Origin of the sequence: Morganella morganii H1r, assembly GCF_000633515.1 — a bacterium.
Lineage (GTDB): Bacteria > Pseudomonadota > Gammaproteobacteria > Enterobacterales > Enterobacteriaceae > Morganella > Morganella morganii_B.
In genome coordinates this window covers 136,693-156,424 of sequence record NZ_AYMP01000001.1, presented here as the reverse complement: position 1 = coordinate 156,424, position 19,732 = coordinate 136,693, and the positions used below count along the sequence as shown (strand labels likewise).

The window sequence follows — 19,732 nt, the reverse complement described above, 5'->3', positions numbered from 1 at the left end:
AGTCACGGGAGACCCGCAACCGCCTGTCTGCGCGGGGTGTGGTTGTGTACCTTGAGACCAATATTGAAAAACAACTGGCCCGGACACAGCGCGATAAAAAGCGTCCGTTGTTACAGGTCGATGAGCCGGTCCGGGAAGTCCTGGTCAAACTGGCCGATGAACGCAATCCGATGTATGAAGAGATCGCGGATATCACTATCCATACCGATGATCAGAGTGCAAAAGTGGTTGCAAACCAAATCATTGAACTGTTAGAAACCAACAGTTAATTTCATTTTACCGGCAACATGCGGAGGTGCCATGGAAAAAGTGACTGTGACTCTGGGTGAGCGTGCTTATCCTATTTCAATTGCTCCGGGTCTCTTTTCCCTCTCCGGCACCTTTGCGCCGCTGACCGCCGGTCAGCGTGCAATGATAGTTACCAACGAAACCCTTGCCCCGCTGTATCTTCAGACACTGGCCGATAATCTTGCGCACGCCGGTGTGCAGGCGGATTCCGTGATCCTGCCGGACGGCGAGCAGTATAAATCCCTGACCACTCTTGACCGTATTTTTACCGCACTGCTGGAAAACAATCACGGGCGTGATACCACGCTGATTGCGCTTGGCGGCGGTGTTATCGGTGATCTGACCGGATTTGCGGCAGCGAGCTATCAGCGCGGTGTCCGTTTTATCCAGGTGCCGACCACGCTGCTGTCTCAGGTGGATTCGTCTGTCGGCGGTAAAACCGGCGTGAACCATCCGCTGGGCAAAAATATGATCGGTGCCTTCTGGCAGCCGGTCAGTGTGGTGATTGATCTCGGCTGCCTGAACACCCTGCCGCGCCGTGAACTGGCTTCAGGGCTGGCGGAAGTCATCAAATACGGCATTATTCTGGATCACGATTTCTTTATCTGGCTGGAAAACAATATCGACCGTCTGCTGGCTCCTGAGCCGCAGGCGATGGCGTACTGCATCCGCCGCTGCTGTGAGCTGAAAGCACAGGTGGTGGCTGCGGATGAAAAAGAGACCAGCGGGCTGCGCGCACTGCTGAATCTCGGTCATACATTCGGCCACGCCATTGAGGCGGAAATGGGCTACGGTGTCTGGCTGCACGGCGAGGCAGTCGCCGCAGGGATGGTGATGGCTGCACGCACGGCTGAACTGCTCGGAACCTTCCGCCCGGAAGAAACTGAGCGGGTTATTGCACTGCTTACCCGCGCCGGGCTGCCGGTGCGCGGACCGGAATCCATGGCGGCGGACGCCTATCTGCCGCACATGATGCGGGATAAAAAAGTGCAGGGCGGTAAACTGCATCTGATTGTCCCGGAAACGATCGGCCGGTCGGTTGTCCGTGCGGATATCCCGCATGACAAGGTGCTGGCTGCCATTCAGTCCGTATAACGGAAGCGGCGGACAGAAGTTTTTTGATATCTGTCTCGCTGAGTGCCGGGAAAATGGTTACACTACGCATGTGACGCACACACCGGGCGTCAGTTCTCTTCTGTTATATCCAAAGACACAGTTTCTGCTCTGATGGGAGGGCAAAATGGACGGCTTTAAACCCGAAAAGCAAGAACCACAGATTTTCAGCCAGCCGGATGATGACTCTATCCGTCCGGATGCATCTGACAGACCGGAGCGCCCTGAACGCCGTAACCCGCGTCCGCGTCCGCAGCAGTCACGGCCTAAGTTTGCCGTCTCCCGCCAGCAGATGATGATCGGCGTGGCGGTTGTGGTCCTGGTATTACTGATTATCGCGATAAGCTCTGCGCTGAAATCGCCGTCAGAACCGGAAGCACCACAGCAGGCACAAAACGGCGAACGCCCGATTACCCTTGGTACCGGCAGCAATGACGGTGCAACATCGTTACAGCCAACTGAACCGGTACCGTCACAGACCGGCGTGAATCTCCCGGCTATCAATAATCTGCCGACACAGGCACAGCCGCCGTCACAGACAACCGGTACCGGTCAGCGCGTGGATATCCCGGGAGATATTAACGATGCCCTGAATCAGGGAAATACGCAGGCGGGTATCAATAATGCGGCGCAGCAGAATATGAATAATCTGCCGCCGGTGGTCACCCCGCAGGAAGAGCCGAAGAAACCGGTACAGCAGGTGAAACCTCAGCCGGTGAAAACCACCACGGCAACACCGTCCAAACCGCGTGAAACCACCAAACCGGCCACAGCGGCACCGGCTCCGTCAAAAAGCAGCACTGCGATCGCCAAAGCGCCTGCCGGGAACTATACCCTGCAGCTGAGCAGCGCGAGCCGTGCGGATACGCTGAAAGCCTTTGCGCAGAAGCACGGGTTATCCAATTATCAGGTTTATGAGACAACACGTAACGGAAAATCGTGGTATGTCCTGGTGTACGGTAATTTCCCGACAATCGGGGATGCAAAACAGGAAGTTGAGCGTCTGCCTGCTGAAATCCGGGAGAAAAAACCGTGGGTCAGAAAGATGCAGCAAGTGCATCAGGACATGAAATAATAAACACGGATTCCGTCAGGTGCTGATTTGCTGTCTGAAACAGAGCAGAATCGGCGGCTCTGGCCTTTTTGAGCAATGATTACAGACAGCATGAAGAAACAACGCGCATTTTTGAAGTGGGCCGGCGGAAAATACACTCTGGCAGATGAAATAAAACGGCATCTGCCGGAGGGTGATTGTCTTATTGAGCCCTTTGTCGGCGCGGGGTCGGTTTTTCTCAATACAGATTATCCGCGCTATGTGCTGGCGGATATCAACAGTGACCTGATCCACCTCTATACCATGGTAAAGCAGCGGACTCAGGAGTTTATCGATGAGTCCCGCAAACTGTTCACGCCGCAGTTTAATGATGAATTACAGTACTATGCGCTGCGGGAACGGTTTAATCAGAGCACGGATCATTTCGAGCGCAGCATTCTGTTTCTCTATCTGAACCGCCATTGTTATAACGGTTTGTGCCGTTATAATTCCAAAGGCCGGTTTAATGTGCCCTTCGGGCGCTACCGCAAACCCTATTTCCCGGAAGCCGAACTGCTGTGGTTCGCGGAAAAAGCCCGTAACGCCGTGTTTGTCTGTCAGTCTTATGTGACCAGCATGGAGAATGCAGGTACCGGGGATATCGTCTATTGTGATCCGCCTTATGCGCCGTTGTCACTGACGGCCAATTTTACGGCGTATCACACCAGCGGATTCGGGCTGCCGGAGCAGCAGAATCTGGCACAGCTGGCACAAATGCTTTCGTCGGATCGCAAAGTGCCGGTTCTGATCTCGAATCATGACACCCCGCTGACGCGGGAGTGGTATCATCAGGCGCAACTGCATATAGTCAAAGTACGCCGCACTATCAGCCGCAACACACTTAACCGCCAGAAAGTGAATGAATTACTGGCGCTTTACCGCGGACAGTAAGCCGTTGAACCCGGCGGCGTCTTATTAAGAGGAAACAGGAATGAAAGAGTTTTTGATTGCTCCGTCCATTTTATCTGCTGACTTTGCCCGTCTGGGGGAAGACACCGCGAAGGTTCTCGCCGCAGGCGGCGATGTGGTTCACTTCGATGTGATGGATAACCATTATGTCCCGAACCTGACTATCGGGCCGATGGTGTGTAAGGCGCTGCGTGATTACGGTATTACTGCGCCGATCGATGTGCATCTGATGGTAAAACCGGTGGACAGCATTGTGCCGGACTTTGCCAAAGCGGGCGCAACCTACATTTCATTCCACGCGGAAGCGAGCGAGCACATTGATCGCACCATTCAGCTTATCCGCGAATGCGGCTGCAAACCGGGCCTGGTATTCAACCCGGCCACGCCGCTCAGTTACCTCGATTATGTGATTGATAAACTGGATCTGATCCTGCTGATGTCGGTCAACCCGGGCTTCGGTGGTCAGTCCTTTATTCCGGAAACACTGAAAAAAGTGGAAGAAGTCCGCCACCGTATTGATGCCAGCGGCCGTGACATCCGCCTCGAAGTCGACGGCGGAATTAAGACTGAAAATATCGCGGCAGTGGCGCAGGCCGGTGCGGATATGTTTGTGGCCGGCTCTGCGATTTTCGGCAAACCGGATTACAAAGCCGTGATTGATGATATGCGTAAAGAATTAACAAAGGTTTCAGCATGACAGAAAAAACAGCAGTACAGCAATTTACAGGGATTAAAGCCGTTGCATTTGATCTGGACGGCACACTGACTGACAGTATTCAGGGACTGGCGGAAGCAACTGATCGCGCACTGGAAGCACTGGGCTACCGGAAAGCGGGCCGGGAAATGGCCTCTGTCTGGGTCGGTAACGGTGTTGATATGTTACTGGAGCGTGCTCTGATTCATGCAACCGGTGAAAAACCTGATGCTGCACTGCACGCAAAATGCCGTCAGTTGTTTGATGATTTTTATGCTGAGACGGTTAAAACCGGCAGTCCGGCATTTCCGCATGTGGCAGAAACCTTACAGGTAATGGCAGACGCAGGGCTGGATCTGGCTATCGTGACCAACAAACCGTCTCAGTTTATTCCGCCGCTGCTGGCTGAAGCCGGTCTGGATAAATTTTTCTCTGTCGTGCTCGGCGGGGATGATGTGAAAAATAAGAAGCCGCATCCGGCACCGCTCTACCTGACGCTGGGTGAGTTCGGGCTGCGTAAGGAAGAGATGCTGTTTGTCGGGGATTCCCGCAATGACATCCTGGCGGCACGGGCAGCGGAATGTCCCTGTGTCGGCATGACCTACGGCTACAACTACGGTATTCCGATTGCGGACAGCAATCCGGATTGCGTACTGTCCGACTTCGCGGGTCTGCTGCCAGCACTCGGGCTGCCTCCGTTAACTCATCAGGAAGGATAATCATGAGCGGAACTAACACCAAAGCACACAAACCCGTTGTATTCAGCGGCGCACAGCCTTCCGGTGAACTGACCATCGGTAACTACATGGGCGCACTGCGTCAGTGGGTGAAAATGCAGGATGATTTTGACTGCATTTACTGCATCGTTGACCAGCACGCGATCACGGTCCGTCAGGATCCGGCGGAGCTGCGCAAACGCACACTGGATACACTGTCACTCTATATGGCCTGCGGCCTGGAACCGGCGAAAAATACGCTGTTTGTTCAGTCCCATGTACCGCAGCATGCACAGCTCGGCTGGGCGCTGAACTGCTACACCTATTTCGGCGAACTGAGCCGCATGACGCAGTTTAAAGATAAATCTGCCCGTCATGCCGAAAACATCAACGCCGGTCTGTTTGACTATCCGGTGCTGATGGCCGCCGATATCCTGCTGTATCAGACTAACCAGGTGCCGGTCGGTATCGACCAGAAACAGCATCTGGAGCTGAGCCGCGATATCGCACAGCGCTTCAATGCCATTTACGGTGATGTGTTTGTGGTGCCGGATCCGTTTATCCCGTCAGGCGGTTCCCGTGTGATGGCGTTACAGGACCCGGCGAAAAAAATGTCGAAGTCCGATGATAACCGTAACAACCTGATCGCACTGCTGGAAGATCCGAAATCAGCAGCGAAGAAAATCAAACGCGCGGTAACAGACTCTGAAGAGCCGCCTCGTGTAATTTATGATTTGGAAAATAAACCGGGTGTCTCCAACCTGCTGGATATCCTCTCCGGTGTGACCGGCAAACCGGTTGCTGCGCTGGAAGCGGAATTTGAAGGCCAGATGTACGGTCACCTGAAAGGTGCGGTCGCGGATGCGGTTTCCGGTATGCTGACAGAGTTACAGACCCGTTATCACGAAATCCGTAACGACGATGTGTTACTGAACCGGGTGATGAAAGAAGGTGCGGAGAAAGCCTCTGCCCGCGCACAGGTCACCCTGGATAAAGTACACGATGCAATCGGTTTTGTGCGCCGTCCGCTGTAATCATATGATATACAGATAAAAATAGCGCCTTTTGGCGCTTTTTTTATCTCTGTCGTTACAGCCAGCCTTTTTCCTTCCGTGAACGGCATACCGGACATAATGTCTGTCCCGGCTGCCAGCTCATAAAAGGCAGATGACAACTGCTGCAATGGGCATCAAAATACGCATAGCGGACCGGCTGACTGTTTTTTTCTGCCTGCGTTATGACATCGATCGCTTTCGGGAAACAGACATCGCGGCAGCTCATACAGCCGCTGCATTTTGTCTTATCCACGGTAAACTGATTATCCGCAATGGTGATCGCCCCTTCCTGACACACTGCCGCGCAGGCGGTACACAAAATACAGTTTTCCGTATCCGGGCGCACATCGAACCAGCTGTCATCCGGCCAGAGTTTTTTGCGCTCATTCAGGCCGGTTCTGGCGCGGCCGGTATTCAGCCCTGTACTGATGGTTTTCTGCCGGAACAATGCAAAACGTTTTCCGGTATCCACCGGCGGCGGCGGGATAATGGCCAGCTGCCAGATAGGTTCCCCGAGTGCTTTCAGGCGCAGATTGAGCTCTGCCAGTACCGGCAGCCAGTTATCAACTTCCGGTTCGGCGATCTGCATCCCGCGGATATGGTACTGCCGGTGCCAGACCAGCAGCTCTTCCGCGCTGGCCGGGGTTTCTTTCTTCTCAATCACCAGTTGCCCGCTATTGTTATAGCTGCGTTCACGGACAGGGATGTGTTCAATGGCATCAGACGGGCAGACAAACAGGCAGTTTCCGCACTGAAAGCAGCGGTCATTATCAATGTTGACGTCGAGATAGCCGAACGTTACCGCATCTGCCGGGCAGCAGGCGGCGCAGTTATCACACTGACTGTTTTTGAGTTTCTTCCTGACACAGTGATCATTCACTGACGGTGGTGTGGTTTTTTCGCCGTTTATCAGGTAGTTGAATGCGCTGCGTCTGATAACGTTAACCCCTTTTCCTGATCATAATATTGAGTTAGTCACTATTTTCCCATGACCGGATACTGCCTGCCACTAACAGGATCAATAATCTGCTTTTCCCGTGCTCATTTTTTGATGCAAAACAACCCGGCTGAATCGTAAAACCGTAAAATAACGACAGGTTAATAACCGTAGATTATTGTATTACAAATAATTTATTGCGAATGGTTACCAGTCGCAATCTGACAATAAGCCGTTACCCGGCAACTAACAATAATAATAACGATAACAAAATCAATTAAGCGAGCAATGTATATGACAAAGATGAAAGAAACGGCGTTGTTCACTGCGCCGCTGACGCGGCGCGGGTTTGTCAAAGCCTCCGGTGCGGCCGGCGGACTGGCAGTTGCAGCGGGCGGGTTATCCCTCCCGTTCAGCCATACGGCGTCTGCCGCTGAAACTACCCCGGCACCTGCGGCAGCTTCTGATGAGAAAGTGGTCTGGAGCGCCTGTACGGTTAACTGCGGCAGCCGCTGTCCGTTACGGATGCATGTGGTTGACGGCGAAATCAGATATGTTGAAACCGACAATACCGGTGATGATGTCTACGAAGACCTGCATCAGGTTCGCGCCTGTCTGCGCGGTCGTTCCATGCGCCGCCGGGTGTACAACCCGGATCGCCTGAAATACCCGATGAAACGTGTGGGTAAACGTGGTGAGAACAAATTCGAGCGCATCACCTGGGAAGAGGCGTTTGATACTATCGCTGGTACCATGAAACGCCTGATCCGCGATTACGGTAACGAATCTATCTACCTTAACTACGGCACCGGCACCCTCGGCGGCACCATGACCAAGTCCTGGCCGCCGGGAGCAACACTGATTGCCCGTCTGATGAACTGCTGCGGCGGTTATCTGAATCACTACGGTGACTACAGTACCGCGCAGATTGCAGCCGGTCTGAATTACACCTACGGCGGCTGGGCGGACGGTAACAGCCCGTCAGATATTGAAAACAGCAAGCTGGTGGTGCTGTTCGGTAACAACCCGGGCGAAACCCGCATGAGCGGCGGCGGTGTGACCTATTATGTTGAGCAGGCACGCGAAAAATCAAATGCCCGCATGATTATCATCGATCCGCGTTATACCGATACCGGGGCAGGGCGTGAGGATGAATGGATCCCGATCCGTCCGGGAACAGATGCCGCACTGGTCAGCGCGCTGGCGTATGTGATGATCAACGAAGACCTGGTGGATAAGCCGTTCCTCGATAAATATTGTGTCGGTTATGACGAAACCACCCTGCCTGCCGGTGCACCGGCCAACGGCCACTATAAAGCGTATATTTTAGGTGAAGGGCCTGACGGCGTGGCGAAAACCCCGGAATGGGCAGCCAAAATCACCGGTATTCCGGCGGCGCGGATTGTGAAACTGGCGCGGGAAATCGGTACTGCCAAACCGGCTTATATTACCCAGGGCTGGGGTCCGCAGCGCCGCTCAAACGGCGAAACCGCATCCCGCGCCATTGCCATGCTCTCTATTCTGACCGGCAACGTGGGGATTAACGGCGGTAACACCGGTGCGCGTGAAGGCTCTTACGCAATCCCGTTTGTCCGCATGCCGACCCTGACCAACCCGGTGCAAACCAGTATCTCCATGTTTATGTGGACAGATGCGATTCTGCGCGGCGAAGAGATGACTGCCACCCGTGATGGTGTGCGCGGTAAAGACAAGCTGGATGTACCGATCAAAATGGTCTGGAACTATGCCGGTAACTGCCTGGTGAACCAGCACTCCGAAATCAACCGCACCCATGACATCCTTCAGGATGAGAGTAAGTGCGAGATGATTGTGGTGATCGATAACCACCTGACCTCCTCCGCCAAATATGCGGATATCCTGCTGCCGGACTGCACCGCTTCTGAACAGATGGATTTCTGCATGGATGCCTCCGCCGGTAATATGGGGTATGTGATTTTTGCCGATCAGGCAATCGAACCGCGCTTTGAAAGCCGCAATATCTATGACATGACCAGCGAAATCGCCAAACGGATGGGAGTCGGTGATCAGTTTACCGAAGGCCGTACTCAGGAAGAGTGGCTGCGTCACCTGTATGAGCAGTCCCGTGCCGCACTGCCGGAACTGCCGGCGTTTGATGAATTCCGCAAACAGGGCATTTTCAAAAAACGCGATCCGCAGGGACACCATGTGGCGTACCGCGATTTCCGCAATGACCCGCAGGCAAACCCGCTGACCACGCCGTCAGGCAAAATCGAGATCTATTCCGCGCAGCTGGCGGAACTCCGTGATACCTGGGAACTGAATGAAGGGGATGAAATTCATCCGCTGCCGGTGTATTCCGCAGGCTTTGAGCATGCCGGTGATCCGCTTCAGGAAAAATACCCGTTACAGATGACCGGTTTCCACTACAAATCCCGGACTCACTCCACTTACGGCAACGTTGATGTGCTGAAAGCCGCCTGTCCGCAGGAACTGTGGATTAACCCTGTTGATGCTGCGAAACGCGGGATTGCGCACGGTGATAATGTGAAGGTCTTCAACGATCGCGGTGAAGTGCGCGTCAATGTGAAAGTCACTCCGCGTATTCTGCCGGGCGTTGTCGGTCTGGGTGAAGGTGCATGGTACAGCCCGGACGGCGATCGTATCGATCACGCGGGCAGCATTAACGTGTTAACCACTCAGCGCCCGTCGCCGCTGGCGAAAGGGAATCCGTCCCATTCCAACCTGGTTGAAGTCGTTAAGGCCTGAGGAAGCGATTTATGTCAACGCAATATGGTTTCTACATTGATTCAAGTCGCTGCACCGGCTGCAAAACCTGCGAGCTGGCCTGTAAAGACTTTAAAAACTTATCTCCGGACGTGAATTTCCGCCGTATCTATGAATATGCGGGCGGCGACTGGACAGAGCAGGATGGTGTGTATCAGCAGAATGTGTTTGCTTACTACCTCTCCATCTCCTGTAACCACTGTGATGACCCGGCCTGTGCCAAAGTCTGCCCGAGCGGTGCAATGCACAAGCGGGAAGACGGTTTTGTGGTGGTGAATGAGGAAGTGTGTATCGGCTGCCGCTACTGTCATATGGCGTGTCCGTACGGCGCACCGCAGTTTGATGAGGTCAAAGGCCATATGACCAAATGTGACGGCTGCTATGAGCGCGTCGCGGAAGGCAAAAAGCCGATCTGTGTTGAATCCTGTCCGCTGCGGGCACTGGATATGGGGCCGATTGAGGAGCTGCGGGCCAGATACGGCACACTGGCGGAGATCGCGCCGCTGCCGTCTGCGGAATACACACACCCGAATATCGTTTTAAAACTGAATGCCAACAGCCGTCCTGTCGGGGATACCACAGGCCATCTGGCGAACCCGGAGGAGGTATAACATGGGATCGGGAATTCATGAATGGCCGCTGATGTTTTTTACCACCATCGGGCAGAGCGTGGCAGGGGCATTTATTGTGATGGCGGCAGTGCTGTTGTCCGGAAAACTGTCACCGGAAATGAACCGTAAAGTGCATTACAGCATGTTCGGCCTGTGGGTGCTGATGGGGGTGGGTTTCCTGCTCTCCATGATGCACATGGGTACACCGCTGCGTGCGTTTAATGCGTTTAACCGCCTCGGCAGTTCGTCGCTCAGTAATGAAATTGCGGCCGGTTCGGTCTTCTTCGCTGCCGGTGGTTTTTACTGGCTGCTGGCGGTGCTGAACAAAATGCCGGCGGCGCTTGGTAAGCTCTGGCTGCTGGTGGTCATGGTGCTGGCGGTGGTCTTTATTTACGCCATTCCGCAGGTTTACCAGATTGCCACGGTACCGACCTGGTATACCCCGTACACGACAGTTCACTTTGTGCTGACGGCTCTGCTGGGCGGACCGGTGCTGGCGGCTCTGCTGCTGCGGATTGCCGGGTTTGACCTGCGCTGCATCAGCTGGCTGCCGCTGGTGAGTATCGTTGCGCTGGTGGCGAGTGCGGTCGCAGTGACGTCTCAGGCGTTTGATCTGGCCTTTATCCGCAGTTCCGTACAGAGCGCTTCCGCGCTGGTACCGGAGTTCGGTCTGTATATGGGCTGGCGTCTGGTTCTGCTGGTGCTGGGTCTGACCTGCTGGATCCTGCCGCTGGTGAAACGGGCGAATCCGCCGGTGATTATGATGCTGATCGGTTTTGTCCTGGTGCTGTCCGGGGAGATCATCGGCCGCGGTATTTTCTACGGGCTGCATATGACAGTGGGTATGGCCTATCTGTCCTGATACGCGGGTATTTTATGGCGGGGATCCTGAGTAATGAGTGAGCAAGCTGTCAGTGATGTTGCTTTAACGGCCCGTATTCTCGGGGCGGCATTTTACTATCCGCCGTCAGAGATCGCGCAGATAACAGAACTGCTCTCTTCCGGGGAGTGGGTGGCAGAATGGCCGTACGGCGATGATGCACAAAAGCAGACTGCCGCGCAGAAGCTGAATCTGATGGTCGCCGGTGAGGAAACCTTAGCGCAGGCTTATCAGCGGCTGTTTATCGGGCCACAGACGCTGCCCGCGTCACCGTGGGGTTCTGTCTGGCTGGATAAAGAGCAGGTGCTGTTCGGAGATTCCGCTGTTGCCCTGCGTGAGTGGATGCGTGTGCATCAGGTGGATATTGCGCTGTCGCAGAATGAGCCGGAAGATCACATCGGTCTGTTACTGATGATGGCGGCCTGGACGGCGGAAAATCGTCCGGATGCCCTGAATTCACTGCTGGCGGAACACCTTCTGCCGTGGGCCCGCTTCTATCTGGCGCGGATGCAGGAAAAATGCGGCAGTCCGTTCTATGAAGGGTTATCTGCCCTGACGGCTCTGACACTCAGGGGCTGGCAGGATGCACTGCCGGTGATCCCGGCAGAGAAAACGATTTTCGCCTGAGGCATCACACTATCAGATCAAAAAGCCCTTCCGGTGCAGACCGGAAGGGCTTTTTTTACGGCGGATGTTACTGACCGAGGTCAAATTCATTAATTTTTGCGAGCATGTCCGGGTCATTGCGGTACTTTTCGCGCAATACTTTTTGCTGCTCTTTGGCCGGAGGACAGGTTTCATCCAGTGCTTTTTTGATATCTTTTTTCTGATCTGCCGGCAGGGACACATCCCATTCACCGGCAAAATGGATGCAGTTTTCGGCATTATCCGTAAAGGTTTCCAGCTCATCCGCACTGTTCTGATCTGCGGCGGCGGCGGGCAGTGAAAGTGCTGCCAGGCTCAGCAGCATTATCAGGTATTTCATCCGTGTCTCCTGTTTAGAAGGTCGTCTGTGTGTATTTGCCGCGTCAGCAGCGGTCATCGTGAAACGGGTATGATAATCACACATTCCGGAACCGGTTTAAAGCAGGGAGAACCCGGGATTACATATTCTTACACGGCGGCGGAACCGAATAACCGGCGGTTAAAATCCTCGGTTTTTCCGGTTATCAGGCGGCGCTGCATGGTCAGTGTCCAGCTGGCGGAAAGCCCGGATGCCTGTAATAAATAACGGTATTCGGTTTCATCAAACGGCAGATGAAACGCGATGGCAGCGGCTTCCCTGACAGATACCGCGCTGGTGCGGGTCAGCAGTTTCAGCGGCTGATCACTGCTGACATCGCCTTTCCCGACGACACGGTACAGCCAGCCGGTACGGCCGCAGTCCTGCATCACCTGTGCAAAATCAGACACATCCGTCAGCGGATTAAGTTTGTAACATGGTGAGCGCGGCTGGGTGACCTGAATCACGGCGCTGCCCCACTGATAAATATCCCCGATGAATACGGTTTCTTCTGTCATGCCGAGGGTGGATATATTTTCCCCGAAGAACGGCGCGACAAAGCGATCCTCAATCTCCGGATATATCATTTTCCAGTAGTCGTAGTGTTCGCGGGGATAGTGACACAACGCGCGGTCAGGGCCGCCGTGAAAGGCTTTTTCCGCCTGTTCGTCACCGGCGAGTCCGGTGGCACTGAGGGCAATCACGCCTTCGGTCTGACGTTTTTCAATCGCGCTGCGCCCGCAGCGGGCGGTATCCCTGACGGGACCGGTGAAAACTAAAGGTATGTATGCCATGCCGCCTCCGTATTGAGTGAGACGGATATCATAATCGAAAGCGGGAAAGAAGAATATGTGCGGACAGCGCCCGCACATATTTCAGGGCTTATTTTGCAGAAGCGAAACGCGCTTCTGCCTCATCCCAGTTCACCACAGACCAGAATGCTTTGATGTAATCCGGACGGCGGTTCTGGAACTTCAGGTAATAGGCGTGTTCCCACACATCCAGGCCGATGATCGGATAACCGGAGGTGCCGGAAATCGCTTCACCCATCAGCGGGCTGTCCTGGTTGGCGGTGGAAACCACAGCCAGTTTACCGTCTTTCAGTACCAGCCATGCCCAGCCGGAACCGAAACGGGTTGCGGCCGCTTTTTCAAACTCAGCCTGAAACGCCTCAACGCTGCCGAAATCGCGCTCAATCGCTGCTTTCAGGTCACCCTGTAATGTGGTGCCGGTTTTCAGACCTTTCCAGAACATGCTGTGGTTGGAATGACCACCGGCGTTGTTACGGATAAAGGTACGTTTGTCCGCCGGGAATTTATCGAGCTGTGCGATCAGATCGTCGATATCCAGGTTTGCCATCTCAGGGAAGGCTTCCAGCGCGGTGTTGGTGTTATTTACATACGTCTGATGATGTTTGGTATGGTGAATTTCCATTGTCATTTTATCGAAATGCGGTTCTAACGCATCATAAGCGTACGGTAGTGCAGGTAATACATAGCTCATAATTATAACTCCAGTAATTGACCGAACCGCTCACACCGGGTGTGAACAGGAGAAACATTATAATGAAACAGATGATAATGAAAATGATTATCAGATCTGTGCGATCTGTGCGGATTCTTTTTATTTGTTAGTTTACTGTCTTATTTTAGTTAAATATTTTATCTGGTATTTATCTGATGATGTTATGCGCTGTTTTTTATATCAAAGGTGATATTTTGTGTTGATATGGCTTTTTGCATCAAATGATAACGCTGTGAATACCCCTTTTTTCAATCCGTGATCTTTAGCGCAAAAAAGAAACAAAGGCGGAAGGGTAACTTTATTTAACGTGATTTTGACATAGCATTAACAATTGAAAGGAGATGCATCATGACAAAAATAACGAAATATCCTGTACCCGAAGCAATTGCAGAAAACGCGCTAATCAATCATCAGCAGTATCTGGACGAGTATCAGCGGTCTGTTGAGGATCCCGGCAGCTACTGGCGTGAGAAAGGTCAGATTGTCGACTGGATAAAGCCCTATACGCGGGTGAAAAACACCTCCTTTGATCCGGGCCATGTCAGTATTAAATGGTTTGAGGACGGCACACTGAACCTCAGTGCCAACTGTCTTGACCGGCATCTGGCGGAGCGTGGTGATAAACCGGCGGTGATCTGGGAAGGTGACAGCCCGGATGAGTCCCGCACACTCACTTACCGTGAACTGCATCATGATGTCTGCCAGTTTGCCAATGTCCTGAAACAGCAGGGGATCCGCAAAGGCGATGTGGTTGCGATTTATATGCCGATGGTACCGGAAGCGATGGTTGCCATGCTGGCCTGTGCCCGTATCGGTGCGGTACATTCGGTGATTTTCGCCGGATTTTCACCGGAGGCGGTCTCCGGCCGTGTCATTGATTCCGGGGCAAAAATGGTGATCACCGCAGATGAAGGTCTGCGCGCCGGGCGCACTATCCCGCTGAAGAAAAATGTGGATGACGGCCTGAAAAACCCGGGCGTGACCACGGTCAGCAGTGTGATTGTTTTCCGCCGCACCGGTAATCCGGTGGAGTGGCAGGAAGGGCGTGATATCTGGTGGCACGATGCTGTCAGCGGTGTCAGTGCGGACTGCCCGCCGGAAGAAATGAATGCGGAAGATCCGCTGTTTATCCTCTATACCTCCGGGTCGACCGGCAAGCCGAAAGGCGTGCTGCACACCACCGGCGGTTATCTGGTTTATGCCACGCTGACATTTAAATATATCTTTGATTATCATGGTGATGAAGTGTTCTGGTGTACGGCGGATGTCGGCTGGGTAACCGGACACACCTACCTGGTTTACGGCCCGCTCTCCAACGGGGCTGTCACGCTGATGTTTGAAGGCGTACCGAACCATCCGAAGGTCAACCGGATGTGTCAGATTGTCGATAAACATCAGGTCAATATCCTGTATACCGCGCCGACCGCTATCCGCGCCCTGATGGCGGAAGGTCTCAGTGCGATTGAGGGCACCTCCCGCAAATCACTGCGCATTATGGGGTCAGTCGGCGAGCCGATTAACCCCGAAGCCTGGGAGTGGTATTACAAAACCATCGGTGACAGCCGCTGCCCGATTGTCGATACCTGGTGGCAGACCGAAACCGGTGCCTGCATGATCGGCGCAATGCCGGGGGCGATTGAACTGAAACCGGGGTCCGCGACCGTGCCATTCTTTGGTGTTCAGCCAGCACTGGTGGATAACCAGGGTGAAATCCTGGACGGTGAAACCGAGGGGAATCTGGTGATCCTGGATTCCTGGCCGGGTCAGGCCCGTACCCTGTTCGGTGATCATGAACGTTTTGAACAGACGTATTTTTCCGCCTTTAAAGGTATGTATTTTGCCGGGGACGGTACCCGCCGTGATGAAGACGGCTACTACTGGATCACCGGGCGGGTGGATGATGTGCTGAATATCTCCGGGCACCGCCTCGGCACTGCCGAAGTGGAGTCCGCACTGGTTTCACACCCGAAAATTGCCGAAGCGGCAGTGGTCGGGATCCCGCACAGTATCAAAGGGCAGGCTATTTATGCCTATGTCACACTCAACCACGGCGAGGAGCCGACACCGGAATTGTATGCGGAAGTGAGGAACTGGGTCCGTAAAGAAATCGGCCCGATTGCCACTCCGGATATTCTTCACTGGACCGATTCTCTGCCGAAAACGCGATCCGGTAAAATTATGCGCCGTATCCTCCGTAAAATCGCCACCGGTGACACCGGTAATCTGGGGGATGTCTCAACACTGGCTGACCCGGGTGTGGTCGAAAAACTGCTCGAAGAAAAGCAGGCCATCAAAATGAACTAGCACGCTAACCCCAGTCAGTGCCGTGTTATGCGGCACTGACACTCCGGATAACAAAAACAGAGGAGTATCCTCAATGAGCGCATCCATTTATCAACAGGTGGAGAATGACCCTCGCTTTCAGGAACTGGTCAGAAAGCGCAGCCGGTTCTCATGGACATTGTCCGCGATTACACTTGTGCTGTATGTCAGCTTTATTATTCTGATTGCCTTTGACCCGCAATGGCTGGGGACACCACTGGGTGAAGGTCTGACTATCACCCGCGGGATACCTGTCGGGGTCGGACTGATTGTCAGTGCGTTTGTCCTGACCGGTATTTATACCATCCGTGCCAACGGGGAATTTGACCGTCTGACCGCCGAAATTATCAGCGGGGTGAAACAATGAAAACGCGCCTTTCTGCTCTTCTGTTATCCCTGCTGTTTCCGCTGCTCAGTCACGCGGATGCCATCAGCGGGCCGGTGGAGCGCCAGCCGGTAAACTATCAGGCCATTATTATGTTCCTGATTTTTGTCGGCCTGACATTGTATATCACTTACTGGGCGGCAAAACGGACACGTTCCCGCGCGGAATACTACACCGCAGGGGGGAAAATTACCGGGTTTCAGAACGGGCTGGCGATCGCCGGTGACTTTATGTCCGCCGCATCCTTCCTCGGGATCTCCGCGCTGGTTTACACCTCCGGTTATGACGGCCTGATTTACTCTATCGGCTTCCTGATCGGCTGGCCGGTGATCCTGTTCCTGATTGCGGAACGTCTGCGCAATCTCGGGCGCTACACCTTTGCGGATGTGGTCTCTTACCGTCTGAAAGCACGGCCGATTCGTGTGCTGTCTGCCAGTGGCTCGCTGGTGGTGGTGGCGCTGTATCTGATCGCGCAGATGGTCGGGGCCGGTAAACTGATTGAGCTGCTATTCGGACTCAACTATATCGTGGCGGTTGTGCTGGTCGGCATCCTGATGGTGTTTTATGTCCTGTTCGGCGGCATGCTGGCAACGACCTGGGTGCAGATTATCAAGGCGGTTCTGTTACTTGCCGGTGCCAGCTTTATGGCGCTGATGGTGATGAAAGCCGTGGATTTTAACTTTAACACCCTGTTTAAAGACGCAGTTGCGGTACATAAAAACGGGTTGGCGATTATGAGTCCCGGCGGTTTGGTGTCAGATCCGATTTCCGCATTATCCCTGGGACTGGCGCTGATGTTCGGTACTGCCGGGCTGCCGCATATTATCATGCGTTTCTTCACGGTCAGTGATGCCAAAGAGGCGCGTAAGAGTGTGTTTTATGCCACCGGATTCATTGGCTATTTCTATATCCTGACTTTTATTATCGGCTTCGGCGCCATTCTGCTGGTCAGCCCGAACCCGGTATTTAAAGATGCGGCCGGGGCACTGATCGGCGGCACCAATATGGCGGCGGTGCACCTGGCGGATGCCGTCGGCGGTAATCTGTTCCTCGGCTTTATCTCCGCCGTGGCATTCGCGACTATCCTGGCGGTTGTTGCCGGACTGACCCTGGCGGGGGCTTCTGCGGTTTCCCACGATCTGTACGCCTGTGCCATCAAAGACGGTAAAGCCAATGAGCGGGATGAATTAAAAGTGTCCAAAATCACCGTGATTATTCTCGGGATTGTCGCTATCGGGCTGGGGGTTCTGTTTGAAAAACAAAATATTGCCTTTATGGTGGGGCTGGCTTTCTCTATCGCGGCGAGCTGTAACTTCCCGATCATTCTGCTCTCCATGTATTGGAAACGCCTGACCACACGCGGCGCGCTGGCGGGGGGCTGGCTGGGGTTATTAACCGCAGTGGTGCTGATGATCCTGGGGCCGACTATCTGGGTCAGTATTCTCGGGCATGAAAAAGCGATTTATCCGTATGAATATCCGGCGCTTTTCTCGATGTTTGCCGCCTTTATTGCGGCCTGGCTGGTGTCTGTGACGGATAACTCCGCACAGGGTCAGGAAGAACGCGGCCGCTTTGAGGCGCAGTTTATCCGCTCTCAGATTGGGCTGGGAATTGAAGAGGGCAAATCTCACTGACAGATGTCACAGCGCGGTCTCCGTCCCGGAGGCCGCGTTTTTCTTTCTCTCCGCCACTTGTTTTATCAGGTTGTTAATGGTTTACTGCAGTCCGATCGTTTATGTTACTCAAAAGTTAATTTATGCGTCTTTTTTCTTCTGTTTTACTGATTGTACCGGTTGCTCTGGCACCGGCGGTGTTAGCCGGCGGGCCGGGTGCGGAGTACTATGTAAAAATTACGGTAATGGGGACATTACTGCTGCTGGCAAATGTGTATCTCTTCCGCTATACCGCAGGCAAAGTTGTTGTCGCCCTGCTGACAGTTTTATGGGGGCTGAACTTATCCGCTTCCGCTTTTTTCCGCCACGGAGCGGGGGCTGGGTACCGGACAACGCTTCCTGATCTGCTTCATCAGAAATACGCTTTATCAGCCGGCGATTTCCCGGCTGAAAACAGTGGTATCGTACTGTTTTTTATCGTGGTTTCCGGGGGATATTTTACGGTGGTTCACCTGCTGAGCCGCGCACTGCCGCGCCGTGCTGTCCGGAATGCCGGTATCTCATTGTTATTACTGTCGTTTATTCTTCCTGTTGAATATTATGCGATGGAAAAAAACAAAACACCGGGGCTGACGGTGTATGACCATTATCTGCTGGGTACGCCGTTTTATCATCTTGCTGCTGTGCCGATGGCATGGCGGGGATGCACCGGCATCAGCTGAGTGACGGCAGCCGCCCGGAACGACCCGGACGGCACTGACTTCAGTTAAACTGTAAAACAAACTGAGCGGTGGCTTCTGCTTTGCCCGCTGATACCTCATTCCCGTAGCGGTAATAGTGTGCTTTCAGCGGGACTGTCGTGGTGCCTTCATTCAGATCGGCCAGTTTGACAAACTCCTGACTGACCAACGGTGTTTCATCGCTGAGGGGGGACGTGACCACAAAGCCGATACCGGATGAATTATTATTTCTGCCTTCATTATCCACCCTGACCACCGACGGTTTCCCGTTGTAATCGGCTGTATTATCAGAGAGTAATTTGATTTTTGCTGAGACATCGCCGGTACAGGTCAGTGTCAGATTATCTTCTGCGCTGTATTCCGCGTCAGGAAATCCTTTTTCACGGAATGCAGAAACCGGCGCGCGGGGCAGACGAAATTCCAGATTGGTACTCTCTGCATTGCAGGAAACCGGTGCCTGCTGGAGCGTTCCTTTCAGCAGATAAGAATAGGTGTACCGGGTTGTTCCGCCGTTCTTATCAAACGGCGAGAGCAGGATGGCACCGATTGTCATATTATTCAGTGACAGTGTCGGAGGATTATCAACCGCCGCATAGATTTCAATTTTCAGTTTCAGCGGTTCCAGACGGCCTTCCGGCACCGTAATCCGGGCACCGGGCTGGGTGCGGAGTACGGTTCCTGTGCTGGTATCGGTCAGCACATAAACATAACTGGGTCTTTGCACGCCGGAAGGAGAAACGTGATAAGCCGGATTACCGTCAATATCGCCGTAATATCTGGCGATAATTCCGCTGCCTTCGCCATAGGTGGCATAGCCATAGACCTCTGAATCCGGGCCGCAGTTGGCAATATGTGTTCCGTAACCCGGCCCATCAAAAAAGAACTCACCGACCTTGTCATTCTTCTTAACCGTCCCGCTCAGGGAAAGATCAACCCGGGCCGTCATCGGCATATGTGCATTGGAGCCGCCGGGTGTGCATTCCTGTGCAGCCTGCGCCGGGAATACACTCAGATACCCGGCAGCCAGCAAGGCGGATACAGCCGCAATTTTTCTTATTTTCTTTGACATTATCATGATGTTAT

20 protein-coding genes are annotated in these 19,732 nt (G+C 53.7%); 15 read left to right on the top strand and 5 right to left on the bottom strand.

Annotation, left to right across the window (positions count from 1 at the left end):
• The 7 genes from U868_RS0100715 to trpS all read left to right on the top strand — a co-directional run.
• Nucleotides 1-269, top strand: a 269-nt coding sequence (locus U868_RS0100715) for a shikimate kinase (RefSeq protein WP_025151610.1), incomplete at its 5' end; no start/stop codon positions are given.
• A gap of 31 nt (nucleotides 270-300) precedes the next feature.
• Complete coding sequence (gene aroB, locus U868_RS0100710) at nucleotides 301-1,383, top strand: 3-dehydroquinate synthase (RefSeq protein ID WP_025151609.1); 1,083 nt, start codon at nucleotides 301-303, stop codon at nucleotides 1,381-1,383.
• A 145-nt stretch (nucleotides 1,384-1,528) separates the two neighbouring features.
• A complete protein-coding gene (locus tag U868_RS0100705; RefSeq protein WP_025151608.1) occupies nucleotides 1,529-2,476 on the top strand; it encodes an SPOR domain-containing protein in 948 nt (315 codons plus the stop codon).
• 90 nt (nucleotides 2,477-2,566) lie between these two features.
• Nucleotides 2,567-3,385 carry an adenine-specific DNA-methyltransferase gene (gene dam, locus U868_RS0100700; RefSeq protein ID WP_025151607.1) on the top strand — a complete coding sequence of 273 codons (819 nt, stop codon included), beginning with the start codon at nucleotides 2,567-2,569 and terminating at the stop codon, nucleotides 3,383-3,385.
• A gap of 40 nt (nucleotides 3,386-3,425) precedes the next feature.
• Complete coding sequence (gene rpe, locus U868_RS0100695; RefSeq protein WP_025151606.1) at nucleotides 3,426-4,100, top strand: ribulose-phosphate 3-epimerase; 675 nt, start codon at nucleotides 3,426-3,428, stop codon at nucleotides 4,098-4,100.
• Nucleotides 4,097-4,816, top strand: coding sequence for a phosphoglycolate phosphatase (locus tag U868_RS0100690; protein WP_025151605.1), 720 nt, complete (start codon nucleotides 4,097-4,099; stop codon nucleotides 4,814-4,816). The genes rpe and U868_RS0100690 overlap by 4 nt, the downstream gene beginning before the upstream one ends.
• A 2-nt stretch (nucleotides 4,817-4,818) precedes the next feature.
• Nucleotides 4,819-5,847, top strand: a complete 1,029-nt coding sequence (gene trpS, locus U868_RS0100685; RefSeq protein WP_025151604.1) for a tryptophan--tRNA ligase — start codon at nucleotides 4,819-4,821, stop codon at nucleotides 5,845-5,847.
• A 55-nt stretch (nucleotides 5,848-5,902) separates the two neighbouring features.
• Here trpS and U868_RS0100680 read toward each other — a convergent pair whose 3' ends face one another.
• Complete coding sequence (locus tag U868_RS0100680) at nucleotides 5,903-6,748, bottom strand: 4Fe-4S binding protein (protein ID WP_025151603.1); 846 nt, start codon at nucleotides 6,746-6,748, stop codon at nucleotides 5,903-5,905.
• Between the two features lie 351 nt (nucleotides 6,749-7,099).
• On the opposite strand from U868_RS0100680, the gene dmsA reads away from it, so the two are divergent.
• From dmsA to dmsD, 4 genes are read left to right on the top strand one after another with little or no spacing between them, the layout of a single operon-like run.
• Complete coding sequence (gene dmsA, locus U868_RS0100675; RefSeq protein ID WP_025151602.1) at nucleotides 7,100-9,553, top strand: dimethylsulfoxide reductase subunit A; 2,454 nt, start codon at nucleotides 7,100-7,102, stop codon at nucleotides 9,551-9,553.
• 11 nt (nucleotides 9,554-9,564) lie between these two features.
• Nucleotides 9,565-10,182, top strand: a complete 618-nt coding sequence (locus U868_RS0100670) for a DMSO/selenate family reductase complex B subunit (protein ID WP_025151601.1) — start codon at nucleotides 9,565-9,567, stop codon at nucleotides 10,180-10,182.
• Between the two features lies 1 nt (nucleotide 10,183).
• A complete protein-coding gene (locus U868_RS0100665) occupies nucleotides 10,184-11,044 on the top strand; it encodes a DmsC/YnfH family molybdoenzyme membrane anchor subunit (RefSeq protein ID WP_025151600.1) in 861 nt (286 codons plus the stop codon).
• 33 nt (nucleotides 11,045-11,077) lie between these two features.
• Nucleotides 11,078-11,689, top strand: coding sequence for a Tat proofreading chaperone DmsD (gene dmsD / locus U868_RS0100660; RefSeq protein WP_025151599.1), 612 nt, complete (start codon nucleotides 11,078-11,080; stop codon nucleotides 11,687-11,689).
• A gap of 67 nt (nucleotides 11,690-11,756) precedes the next feature.
• Here the strand turns inward: dmsD and U868_RS0100655 are convergent, their stop codons facing one another.
• The 3 genes from U868_RS0100655 to sodA form a co-directional block, all read right to left on the bottom strand.
• Nucleotides 11,757-12,047 (bottom strand): hypothetical protein, encoded by a 291-nt coding sequence (locus U868_RS0100655; protein WP_025151598.1) that lies wholly within the window; start codon nucleotides 12,045-12,047, stop codon nucleotides 11,757-11,759.
• Between the two features lie 128 nt (nucleotides 12,048-12,175).
• Nucleotides 12,176-12,859: a 6-hydroxyaminopurine reductase gene (gene yiiM, locus U868_RS0100650; RefSeq protein ID WP_025151597.1), complete on the bottom strand. Its 684-nt coding sequence runs from the start codon at nucleotides 12,857-12,859 to the stop codon at nucleotides 12,176-12,178.
• Nucleotides 12,860-12,947: 88 nt separating this feature from the next.
• Nucleotides 12,948-13,568, bottom strand: a complete 621-nt coding sequence (gene sodA / locus U868_RS0100645; RefSeq protein WP_025151596.1) for a superoxide dismutase [Mn] — start codon at nucleotides 13,566-13,568, stop codon at nucleotides 12,948-12,950.
• 369 nt (nucleotides 13,569-13,937) lie between these two features.
• On the opposite strand from sodA, the gene acs reads away from it, so the two are divergent.
• From acs to U868_RS0100625, 4 genes are all read left to right on the top strand, one after another.
• Nucleotides 13,938-15,893 carry an acetate--CoA ligase gene (acs, locus tag U868_RS0100640; RefSeq protein ID WP_025151595.1) on the top strand — a complete coding sequence of 652 codons (1,956 nt, stop codon included), beginning with the start codon at nucleotides 13,938-13,940 and terminating at the stop codon, nucleotides 15,891-15,893.
• Between the two features lie 73 nt (nucleotides 15,894-15,966).
• Nucleotides 15,967-16,278: a DUF485 domain-containing protein gene (locus U868_RS0100635; protein ID WP_004237915.1), complete on the top strand. Its 312-nt coding sequence runs from the start codon at nucleotides 15,967-15,969 to the stop codon at nucleotides 16,276-16,278.
• Entirely contained in the window at nucleotides 16,275-17,930 is a 1,656-nt protein-coding gene (locus tag U868_RS0100630) for a cation acetate symporter (RefSeq protein WP_025151594.1), read from the top strand. Before U868_RS0100635 ends, U868_RS0100630 begins: the two co-directional genes overlap by 4 nt.
• Before the next feature lie 122 nt (nucleotides 17,931-18,052).
• Complete coding sequence (locus U868_RS0100625) at nucleotides 18,053-18,631, top strand: hypothetical protein (protein ID WP_025151593.1); 579 nt, start codon at nucleotides 18,053-18,055, stop codon at nucleotides 18,629-18,631.
• Nucleotides 18,632-18,671: 40 nt separating this feature from the next.
• On the opposite strand, the gene U868_RS0100620 is transcribed toward U868_RS0100625, so the two are convergent.
• On the bottom strand, nucleotides 18,672-19,724 hold the full coding sequence (locus tag U868_RS0100620; protein WP_162817193.1) for a fimbrial protein: 1,053 nt from the start codon (nucleotides 19,722-19,724) through the stop codon (nucleotides 18,672-18,674).
• Nucleotides 19,725-19,732: the final 8 nt, after the last annotated feature.

What these genes read in the sequence shown, in the direction of transcription:
- aroB (WP_025151609.1), top strand. Translation starts at nt 301, where the DNA reads ATGGAAAAAGTGACTGTGACTCTGGGTGAGCGTGCTTATCCTATTTCA.
- U868_RS0100705 (WP_025151608.1), top strand. Translation starts at nt 1,529, where the DNA reads ATGGACGGCTTTAAACCCGAAAAGCAAGAACCACAGATTTTCAGCCAG.
- dam (WP_025151607.1), top strand. Translation starts at nt 2,567, where the DNA reads ATGAAGAAACAACGCGCATTTTTGAAGTGGGCCGGCGGAAAATACACT.
- rpe (WP_025151606.1), top strand. Translation starts at nt 3,426, where the DNA reads ATGAAAGAGTTTTTGATTGCTCCGTCCATTTTATCTGCTGACTTTGCC.
- U868_RS0100690 (WP_025151605.1), top strand. Translation starts at nt 4,097, where the DNA reads ATGACAGAAAAAACAGCAGTACAGCAATTTACAGGGATTAAAGCCGTT.
- trpS (WP_025151604.1), top strand. Translation starts at nt 4,819, where the DNA reads ATGAGCGGAACTAACACCAAAGCACACAAACCCGTTGTATTCAGCGGC.
- dmsA (WP_025151602.1), top strand. Translation starts at nt 7,100, where the DNA reads ATGACAAAGATGAAAGAAACGGCGTTGTTCACTGCGCCGCTGACGCGG.
- U868_RS0100670 (WP_025151601.1), top strand. Translation starts at nt 9,565, where the DNA reads ATGTCAACGCAATATGGTTTCTACATTGATTCAAGTCGCTGCACCGGC.
- U868_RS0100665 (WP_025151600.1), top strand. Translation starts at nt 10,184, where the DNA reads ATGGGATCGGGAATTCATGAATGGCCGCTGATGTTTTTTACCACCATC.
- dmsD (WP_025151599.1), top strand. Translation starts at nt 11,078, where the DNA reads ATGAGTGAGCAAGCTGTCAGTGATGTTGCTTTAACGGCCCGTATTCTC.
- U868_RS0100655 (WP_025151598.1), bottom strand. Translation starts at nt 12,047, where the DNA reads ATGAAATACCTGATAATGCTGCTGAGCCTGGCAGCACTTTCACTGCCC.
- yiiM (WP_025151597.1), bottom strand. Translation starts at nt 12,859, where the DNA reads ATGGCATACATACCTTTAGTTTTCACCGGTCCCGTCAGGGATACCGCC.
- sodA (WP_025151596.1), bottom strand. Translation starts at nt 13,568, where the DNA reads ATGAGCTATGTATTACCTGCACTACCGTACGCTTATGATGCGTTAGAA.
- acs (WP_025151595.1), top strand. Translation starts at nt 13,938, where the DNA reads ATGACAAAAATAACGAAATATCCTGTACCCGAAGCAATTGCAGAAAAC.
- U868_RS0100635 (WP_004237915.1), top strand. Translation starts at nt 15,967, where the DNA reads ATGAGCGCATCCATTTATCAACAGGTGGAGAATGACCCTCGCTTTCAG.
- U868_RS0100630 (WP_025151594.1), top strand. Translation starts at nt 16,275, where the DNA reads ATGAAAACGCGCCTTTCTGCTCTTCTGTTATCCCTGCTGTTTCCGCTG.
- U868_RS0100625 (WP_025151593.1), top strand. Translation starts at nt 18,053, where the DNA reads ATGCGTCTTTTTTCTTCTGTTTTACTGATTGTACCGGTTGCTCTGGCA.
- U868_RS0100620 (WP_162817193.1), bottom strand. Translation starts at nt 19,724, where the DNA reads ATGATAATGTCAAAGAAAATAAGAAAAATTGCGGCTGTATCCGCCTTG.